At 71.8% G+C, this 9,320-nt stretch carries 6 protein-coding genes and 1 pseudogene; 4 read left to right on the forward strand and 3 right to left on the reverse strand.

Annotated features, from left to right (window positions below):
• The 3 genes and pseudogenes from ACK4ZD_RS14895 to sugE form a co-directional block, all read left to right on the forward strand.
• Positions 1-211, forward strand: a pseudogene (locus ACK4ZD_RS14895) (hypothetical protein); the annotation flags it as partial.
• A gap of 9 nt (positions 212-220) precedes the next feature.
• Positions 221-346: a hypothetical protein gene (locus ACK4ZD_RS14900; RefSeq protein ID WP_409663802.1), complete on the forward strand. Its 126-nt coding sequence runs from the start codon at positions 221-223 to the stop codon at positions 344-346.
• Positions 347-646: 300 nt separating this feature from the next.
• Entirely contained in the window at positions 647-961 is a 315-nt protein-coding gene (sugE, locus tag ACK4ZD_RS14905; RefSeq protein WP_409663804.1) for a quaternary ammonium compound efflux SMR transporter SugE, read from the forward strand.
• 4 nt (positions 962-965) lie between these two features.
• Here the strand turns inward: sugE and ACK4ZD_RS14910 are convergent, their stop codons facing one another.
• From ACK4ZD_RS14910 to glnE, 3 genes are read right to left on the reverse strand one after another with little or no spacing between them, the layout of a single operon-like run.
• Complete coding sequence (locus ACK4ZD_RS14910; RefSeq protein WP_409663807.1) at positions 966-1,616, reverse strand: glutathione S-transferase; 651 nt, start codon at positions 1,614-1,616, stop codon at positions 966-968.
• 57 nt (positions 1,617-1,673) lie between these two features.
• Complete coding sequence (rrtA, locus tag ACK4ZD_RS14915; protein ID WP_409663810.1) at positions 1,674-2,306, reverse strand: rhombosortase; 633 nt, start codon at positions 2,304-2,306, stop codon at positions 1,674-1,676.
• Positions 2,282-5,032: a bifunctional [glutamate--ammonia ligase]-adenylyl-L-tyrosine phosphorylase/[glutamate--ammonia-ligase] adenylyltransferase gene (glnE, locus tag ACK4ZD_RS14920; protein ID WP_409663813.1), complete on the reverse strand. Its 2,751-nt coding sequence runs from the start codon at positions 5,030-5,032 to the stop codon at positions 2,282-2,284. The genes rrtA and glnE overlap by 25 nt, the downstream gene beginning before the upstream one ends.
• 116 nt (positions 5,033-5,148) lie before the next feature.
• Between glnE and ACK4ZD_RS14925 the strand changes: the two genes are divergently transcribed.
• Entirely contained in the window at positions 5,149-9,246 is a 4,098-nt protein-coding gene (locus ACK4ZD_RS14925; protein WP_409663815.1) for a YhdP family protein, read from the forward strand.
• Positions 9,247-9,320: the final 74 nt, after the last annotated feature.

Below are 9,320 nucleotides of genomic sequence, written 5' to 3' on the forward strand. Positions count from 1 at the left end.
GTACACGAACCGCATCGGAGGCAGCGCCGGCCAGGGCGAGCAGGCATGTGACTGCGAAGCTCTCGTGGCCAAAGGCCAGGTGACGTCAATGCGGCGATCGCCCCTCATCGCCCCGACGGTCAGCGCGCAAAGCCACGGTTTCAGGTCGGGACGCGGTACGCATGGGGTGGTGATGCAGGCGCAGCAGTATGTGCAGGCTGGCTATCGGTAGGTGGTGGACGTGGACCTGGAGAGATTCTTCGACCGCGTGAATCACGACATCCTGATGGACCGGCTGGCGCAGACCCCCAAGGTCATCGCGAACTGGACGAGTGGCTGTGACACCGGCTACGTGCCGTGCAGTTGAAGCAGGGGCGCCGGGGGACAACGGTCTTGCGGGAACTGTGCCGGTTGGGCGCGAGCGCGGATCTGGCAGCCCGCATCGCGGGCCACGCCCGCCGCTGGTGGCGCAACAGCGCCATGGGCCTGAACCGGGTCTTGCCGACTGCCTACTTCGACCGCCTGGGAGTCCCACGATTGTCCTGACCTCAACTTCTCGAACCGCCCGGTGCGGACCCGCATGCCGGGTGGTGTGGGAGGGGCCCGATCAGCGATGATCGGGCCCTATCCCGATAGCATCGCGGCCTTTCACGAGGGGAATGTTGCCATGTCCTGGATCGTGCTCTTCATCGCCGGCCTGTTCGAGGTGGCCTGGGCCATCGGCCTGAAATACACCGACGGCTTCAGCCGCTTCTGGCCCTCGGCGCTCACCGTGACGGCCATGGTCGCCAGCGTCGTGCTGCTGGGGCTGGCCATGCGCGAGCTGCCGGTGGGCACGGCCTATGCCGTGTGGACGGGCATCGGCGCGGTGGGCACCGTGATCCTGGGCATCGTGCTCTTCGGCGACAGTGCCACGCTGCTGCGCCTGCTGTGCGTGGGGCTGATCATCGCCGGCATCCTGGGGCTCAAGCTGGCGGGCTGAGCCCTCAGGACGGCGTGGCCACCCGCCGCTCCTGGTCGGCCTTGCGGTCGGCCGTGACCTTCTGGGCGCTGGGCCGTTCGCCCACGAGCTTCACATAGGCCTTCCAGTCGATGCCGTGCGCGGCCACGAGATCCTCGCCCAGCACCAGCTTGGTCGACAGGGCCACCAGCGGCAGGTGCACATAGGCCGCGCAGTCGGCCTGCGTGAAGTGCTCGCCGGCCACATAGGGTGCAAACTTCGCGAGCCGCTGGAAGCCGGTCAGGTGCTTGTTCAGCAGGGCGCGCACGCGCTCGCGGTTCTTCTCGCTCACGGTGCCGCCGAAGAAGGCCTGGGGATAGAGCTCGCGCGCCACCAGTTCCAGGTGCAGGTCGAGGAAGATCGTCAGTTCGCGCACCTTGGCGCGCTGCCAGGGGTCGGCCGGCAGCAGCGCCGGGGTGGGCCAGCGCGTCTCGATGTAGTCCATCAGGGCCTCGCTCTCGCAGATCACGCCGTGCTCGGTGCGGGCGAACGGCACCTTGCCCAGCGGCGAACCGGCCGAACGCGCGGGCTCGCCGGTGGCCACGTCTTCCTCAGTGAAGGGCACGCCCTTTTCCAGCAGGGCCAGCTTGACCTTGTTGTAGTAGTTGGACAAGGGGAAACCGCAGAGCACGAACATCGGAGTTCTCCTGAAAGCAGTGGAAGCCGCAAGTGCAAACCGGGCGGGCGCGGCGCGCTATCGCCTTGGCGACACCGCGCCTGCCCTGCCCAACGCGAGCCGCACGACGATGGCGCACAGGATCCCGGCGACGGCACCGGCAGCATGGGCTCCCACGGCCACCGGAAAGGGCCAGTCGGGCGAGACCTGGACGGCGCCTTTCCAGGGGGCCTCCAGGGCGAGCTTGGCGGTCAGGCCCAGGGCCAGGCCCCCTCCCAGCCCCCGCCAGCCCCCGCCGGGGCGTCCGAGCAACATCACGGCCGCCACCGCGACGCCGGCGTGCAGCACGCCCGACAGACCCAGGTAGCGGTCGGGCTGGGCGGCCAGCCACAGCAGGGCATGGGTGAACGGCCAGGCCAGGGCCCAGGCCACCGCGGCCGAGACGGGCAGCCGGGCCTGCCAGCCCAGCAGGCCCAGCAGGGCGCTGCCGGCCAGGTTGGCGCCCAGATGGGCGGCCCCCAGGTGCACGAAGGCGGCCGTCCAGCAGCGCCAGACCTGGCCGGGGGCGCTGCGCAGCCAGGCAAGGCTCTCGTGGGCGGGGGCGCCGGCCAGGCCGGCCCCGGCGGCCAGCAGCGAGCCCAGGGCCGCCACGGCCGCCAGTGCGGCCCAAGCGGCGCCGGGGGCGCTCAGCCGCCGAAAACCTCGCGCCACAGGGTGCGCACCGCCTCGCGTGGCGCGGCGAACTGGTCGGACGGAAACTGCGTGGGCCGCTCGTCCAGGCGGGCGCAGTGCTGGGCCCGGCGCAGTTCGCGGTAGGCATCGGCCGCTGCACGGCCTGTGCCGCAGGACAGCAGCCCGGCGCTTTCCGCGCGCTGCAGCAGCGCGATGTTGCCCACGTCGTCGTGCAGCTCGGGGTGGGTGGCGCCGTGGGCGAGCACCAGGCATTGCACCGCGAACTCGGCATCCATCATGCCGCCTTCGCTGTGCTTGACGTCGAAGAGTCCGGGCTTGACCGGATGGGCCTCGCGCACCTTGGCGCGCATCGTGCGGATCTCCTCGCGCACCGCGGCGGCATCGCGCGGGGCGGCGATCACCTCGCGGCGCACCTGCTCGAAGCGCGCACCGATGTCGGGCGCGCCGGCACAAAAGCGTGCCCGTGTGATGGCCTGGTGCTCCCAGGTCCAGGCGGTGTTGCTGCCGCGGCCCTTCTGGTAGGCCTCGAAAGAGGCCAGCGAGGTCACGAGCAGGCCGGAATTGCCGTTGGGGCGCAGCGCCGTGTCGATTTCGAAGAGCTCGCCGGCACTGGTGCGCAGCGTCAGCCAGGTGATGAGCTTGCGCGCGAAGGCGGCATAGGCCTCGGGGGCACGCTCGTCTTCGTCGTCGAAGAGGAAGACGAGGTCGAGGTCGCTGCCGTAGCCCAGCTCCTTGCCGCCGAGCTTGCCGTAGGCGATGACGGCAAAGCGCGGCTGCTCGGCATGGCGCTGGCGCAGGTGCGGCCAGGCCCAGCGCAGGGTGCATTCCACGGTGGCGTCGGCCAGGGCCGAGAGGTCGTCGGCCACCTGCTCGACGGTGATGTGGCCCTCGACATCGCGCACCAGGGTGCGGAAGACCTCGGCATGGTGGGCGCGGCGCAGGGTGTCGAGCAGGGCCTCTTCGTCGGCCTGTCCCGAGCGCGTCCAGGCCTCGTGGCGTTGCTCCAGGTCGTGTACGAAGCTGGCCGGGTCGAAACGGGTGTAGATCAGGCGCGGGTCGGCCAGCTCGTCGATCACGCCGGGGTGGCGCATCAGGTAGCGCATCGGCCAGCGCGCCAGGCCCAGCAGACGCAGCAGGCGTTGCTGCACCTCGGGGCGCTCGACCAGCATCGCGATGTAGCTCTCCCGGCGCAACAGGGGTTCGAGCCAGTCGATGAAACGAACGGCCGCCTCGTCGGGGATCTCGCCTTGTTCGACGCAACGGGCCGAGCGCAGCACGAGCTTGGCCAGCCGCTGCTTGCTGTCCTCGCGCAAGGCCGTGATGCGCGGCTGGGCCACCCAGGGCTTGACGCGCTCGGCCAGGGCCGGCGGCAGCCGCTCGAGCAAGGCCTCGCTGTCCAGCGCCGGCAGGGTTTGGCCGCAGCCCTTGCAGCCCGTGGGCTTGGGAGACTGGCCATCGTGCAGCAAGGCATCGAACTCCAGCGCCACGAACTCGCGCACTTCGAGCAGCCGGTCCATCAGCTCGCAGGCATCGCGGCTGCACGCCAGTCCCAGGCTGCCGGCGATCCAGCGTAAATCCTCGTCGTTGGTGGGCAATTGGTGGGTCTGTTGGTCGTCGAGGTACTGGATGCGGTGCTCGACCTGACGCAGGAAGATGTAGGCCTGGGCGAGCCGCTGCGCCGTCGCAGGCTCCATCACGCCCACCTGAGCGAGTCGTTCCAGCGCGCGCAGCGTCGAGCGCGTGCGGATCTCGGGGTATTGCCCACCGCGCACCACCTGCAGCAGCTGCACGATGAACTCGATCTCGCGGATGCCGCCGCGTGAGAGCTTCACGTCGTTGGCGCGCTCGGGCCGGCCGGCAGCGCGGCGTGCGGCTTCCTCGCGCACCTTACGATGCAGGCCACGCAGCCCCTCGAAGACACCGTAGTCGAGGTAGCGGCGGAACACGAAGGGGATGACCACGTCGCGCAGCTGCAGCGCCCGGCCCGAGGCCACCGAGGCGCGCGGCGCCACCACGCGGCTCTTGAGCCAGGCAAAGCGCTCCCACTCGCGCCCCTGCACGAGGAAGTACTCCTCCAGCATCGCCAGGCTCACCACGGGAGGGCCGGAGTGGCCATTGGGCCGCAGGGCCAGGTCCACACGGAAGACGAAGCCGTCCTCGGTGGTGTCGCCGATGAGCGTGTACAGGCTGCGCGCCACCTGCGAGAAATACTCGTGCGCCGAAATGCGGCCGGTGCCCTGGGCGTTGCCGGCCGTTGTGCCAGCTTCTTCGTAAACGTAGATCAGGTCGATGTCGGACGATACATTGAGCTCGCGTCCGCCGAGCTTGCCCATGCCCACGACCCAGAAGTCGATGCGCTGGCCGGCCTCGTTCAGCGGGGCACCGTAGCGCTCGTCCTGCTCGGCCAGGGCGGCAGCCAAGGCCCGGTCCAGCGTCACCTCTGCCAGGGCCGTCATCGCCAGGCCGATGTCGGGCATGCTCGCAGCGCCTGCGATGTCGAGCACGGCCAGACGTTCCAGCGTGAGTTGGCGGGCCTGACGCAACGCGGCGCCGAGCGCCAATCCGCGACCGAGCAGGGCGTCGATCAAGGTCTCGATGCGAGCCGGGTCGGGCAGGCCGGGGGGCAGCAGCCCCAGGCTGTCGCCATAACGGCGGCGCACCCGTTGCACGAAACGCGAGTGCTCGGCCCCCACCCCGGGGGCGGCGGCGGAGCTACCGCCGGTGACAACTTCACTGAAACCCATGGACCGTCCCGGGGTCTGACCTGATGCCTGTGCTAGATTGCGAGCGCACCTTCGCGCAGGGTGCCGATGGCCTGCGCGTTGCCGCGTGTGGTGCGGCGGCTGCCGTCATCGTCCCCATGAGTCCTGCTGTCTTGCTGCAAGCTTGGTTCCAACGGCCCCGCCGAGCCGCAGGGGCGGCGCTGCGCGTGCTGTGGTGGACGGGGGGCGCGGCCCTGGGCCTCATGCTGCTGGTGTGGCTGGTGGTGCACGCAGCGATTCTGCCGCGAATCGACGCTTGGCGTGCGCCGATCGAGCGGGCCGCCACCCAGGCTTTGGGGGTGCCGGTGCAGATCGGGCGCCTGCGTGCGCAATCTCACGCTTGGACGCCGGCGTTCGAGATCGACGAGTTGCGCCTGCTCGACACCCAGGGCCGCGAGGCCCTGCGCCTGCCGCGGCTGCGTGCCACCTGGTCGTGGGCCTCCCTGTGGCACTTCGAATTGCGCTTGGGCCGTCTCGAGATCGAGGCTCCCCAGCTGGCTGTGCGCCGCGACGCCCAGGGCCGGCTGCATGTGGCCGGCCTGGACCTGGGCGAGACCGGCGCCAGCGCATCGGCCTCGCCCGGGGCGTTGGACTGGTTTCTCTCGCTGCCGGAGTTCCGGGTGCGCGGGGGGCGGGTGCGCTGGATCGACGAGCAGCGCGGCCTGCCGCCTCTGGAGCTCGGCGAGGTGCAGGCGGTCATGCGCAATAGCGCGGTGGCGCAGCGCCGGCACGAGTTTCGGCTCGACGCCACGCCGGTGGCCGGCTGGGGCGAACGCCTGTCGCTGCGGGCGCGCTTCACGCAACCGCTGCTGACCCGCTCATCCGACCGCTCGCGCTGGAGCGGCCAGGCCTATGCCGAGCTGCCCCGGGTGGATCTGCAGGCCCTGCACCGCCACCTGCCTGCCGGATTGCACCTGGAGCACGGCACGGGCGGCCTGCGGGCGTGGGCGGACATGACCGCAGGGCGCTGGACCGGCCTGACCCTGGATCTGAACCTGGCCAACGTGCACGCCCGCTTCGAGGGGGCCGACGAGGCGCTGGACCTGGCCACGCTGCGCGGGCGCCTGATCTGGCGCGAGGACGGGGCGCAACAGGTCGTGGCCCTGCAGGGCCTGAGCGCGACCGCATCCACGCAGGCCGGCGAGGCGCAGGCCGTGCATTGGGCGGGGCTGCCGGCGGCCGTCGAGCTGCGCTGGCGTGCCGCCGCCACGGCGGGGCTCACCGAGGAAGGCTCGTTGCAGGTACCGCGTGCCGATCTGGCCGCCCTGGCTCACCTGGCCCGGCGTCTGCCATTGCCGGCGTCCTTGCGCGCCGGCCTGGCCCAGCTGCAGCCGGCCGGCCTGGCCGAGCCCCTGCTGCTGCGCTGGCAGGGCGACTGGCGCGCGCCGCGCGCTTACCAGGCCAGCGGCCAGTTGCACGGCCTGAGCCTGGCCGCGCAGGCGGACGGGCCTGCCGTGGGCCGCCCCGGGCTGCAAGGGGCCGATCTCGCCTTCCAGGCCAGCGAAGCCGGGGGATCGGCCCGCCTGCACATCCGCGGGGGCGCCCTGGTCTTCCCCGGCGTTTTCGACGAGCCGCAGGTGCCGCTGGACGAGCTGCAGGCCGAGCTGGCCTGGACGCTCACGCCTGGCGAGGGCGGTCCTGCAGTGAGCGTGCAGGTGCGCGATGCGCGCTTTGCCAATGCCGACGCCCAGGGCGTGTTCAGCGGCCAATGGCGCACCGGGGCGGCGCCTGGCGTGGGCCGCGGCGCGCGGCTGCCCGGTGTGCTCGACCTGCAGGGCCGCCTCGACCGCGCCGATGCCACCCGCACCTGGCGCTACCTGCCCCGCCAGTTGCCGGCTTCGGTGCGCGACTACGTGCGTCGCGCGGTGATGGCCGGCCACGCCAGCGAGGTGGACTTCCGTGTCCAGGGGGATCTTTGGGACTTCCCCTATGCCGCGGGCCAGGAGGGCACATTCCGCATCGCCTCTCGCATCGAGCAGGCCAGCTTCGCCTACGTGCCCGGCGAGGACGGGCGGCCCTCACTCTGGCCGGCTTTCACCCATGTGCGCGGCGAGCTCGTGTTCGACCGTCAGGCCATGCACATCCGCAATGCCCAGGCTCGGCTCTTCGGGTTCGAGCTCCAGGGCGTGGACGGCGGCATCGAGGATCTGGTCCACCAGCCTGTGCTGCGCCTGAGCGGCGGCGGCACCGGGCCGCTGGCTGATGCGCTGCGCTTCATCAACGACACCCCGGTGGGCGAGTGGACCCAGCGCGCGCTGGCCCAGGCCAGCGGCGGCGGCAATGCCGAACTGCGCTTGTCGGTGCAGTTGCCGCTGGACGAGATGGAACGCGCCCGCGTGCGAGGCCGCGTGCGTTTGCAAGGCAATGATCTGAAGCTGCGGCCCGACACCCCCTTGCTGGCGCGTACGCGCGGCGAGGTGAGCTTCTCCGACGAGGGGTTCGCGGTGCATGGCGCTTCTGCCCAGGTGCTGGGGGGCGAACTCCAGTTCGAAGGCGGCACGGCGCGCGATGGCAGCGTGCGCTTCGAAGGCCAGGGCACGGCCACCGCGACCGGCTTGCGCGAAGCGCGTGAGCTGGGTCTGCTGCCCTATCTGGCTGAACACCTGCAGGGCCAGACGGCCTACCGGTTGCAGTTCGGCCTGGTGCAGGGCTGGCCCGAGCTGAACCTGAGCAGCGACCTCATGGGCTTGGCCTCGAACCTGCCCGCGCCGCTGGACAAGCCCGCGGCGCGGACCTGGCCGCTGCGCGTGACGCTGGCCGTCGATCCCGACAGCCTCGCCCCGGGCCGTGCCGCGCGCGACCAGTTGCGCGTGCAACTCGGGCAATCGCTGTGGGTGCACTACCGGCGCGTGCTGGGCGACGAGGCCAAGGGCCAGCCCACACAGGTGGTGGCCGGGGCCATCGGCGTGGGCGAAGCGCTGTCCCTGCCGGCCTCGGGGGTTCGAGCCCGGGCCGTGCTGTCCCAGCTCGATCTGGACCGATGGCGCGAGGTGGCCGAAAGCTTCGAGGCCGGCCTGGCCGGCACCGGGGCCGCCCAGGCCGGCTACGCCCCCGACCGCATCGAGCTGCGCAGCCCGGCTGTGCGTGCCGCCGGCCGGCGCTTCACTGCGGTGCGCCTGAGCGGCGAGCGTGCGGGCGAAGGTTGGCGCGGCCAGGTGCGATCCGACCAACTCGACGGCCGCATCGAATGGCAGCCCGGGGTGACGGGCGGCCAGATCCAGGCGCGCCTGTCACGCCTGAGCTGGCCCGAGGCCGACCTGGGTGACGGGCCGCTGCCCGAGGCGGCGGGTTCCGACCGTCCCGTGCCGGCCCTGGACATCGAGGTCGAGGACTTCCGCTGGGGCACGCGCGCCCTGGGGCGTCTGGAGGTGCAGGCCGAGAGCCGGCGCACCGGCGAGTTCCGCGAGTGGCGGCTGCGGCGCCTGTCCCTGCACAACCCCGTGGCCCGCCTCGGCGCCAGCGGCGCCTGGCTGGCCGTGCGCGAAGGCGTGGGCGGGGCGCTGGCGCGCACCGAGCTGGACTTCGAGCTCGACGTGGCCGACAGTGGCGCCCTGCTCGAGCAATGGGGCCAGGCGGGCATGCTCAGCGGCGGCAAGGGTCGCGCGAGCGGCCGCATCGGCTGGCAGGGCCCGCCGTTGGCGCCGGATCTGGCCAGCCTGGACGGGCAACTGCGCGTGGACGTCGAGCGCGGCCGCTTCCTGAAGGCCGATCCGGGTGCGGCTCGGCTGGCCAGCGTGCTCAGCTTGCAGGCCCTGCCGCGCCGGCTGATGCTCGACTTCCGCGACGTCTTCAGCGAAGGTTTCGTCTTCGACGACTTCGGCGGCGACATCCGCATCGAGCGCGGCGTGGCCCACACCGAGAACCTGCGCATGCGGGGCGTGGCCGCCGCTGTCTTGATGGAGGGCCGCGCCGACCTGCATCACGAGACCCAGGATCTGCGCGTGGTCGTGGTGCCCGAGATCAACGCCGGTGGCGCCTCGCTGGTTTATGCCGCGATCAACCCGGCCGTGGGCCTGGGCACCTTCCTGGCGCAGCTCTTCCTGCGCAAGCCCATGATCGAGGCCAACACGCGCGAATTCCGCATCACCGGCCCCTGGGGCGACCCGCAGGTGCAAGCCGTGCCCCGTCCCGGGACCTCGCCGGCGTCGACGCCGGCGGCCACGCGCGGCCCCAGCCCTGCGGCCCCGGGGGGCTGAGCCCCACCGCACGAAAGGAGCATCCATGCGCATCGCCGCCGTCCAGATGGTGTCCTCGACCCGCCCCGCGCACA

It is taken from the genome of Caldimonas sp., from assembly GCF_046291045.1.
Classification (GTDB): Bacteria; Pseudomonadota; Gammaproteobacteria; order Burkholderiales; family Burkholderiaceae_C; genus Caldimonas.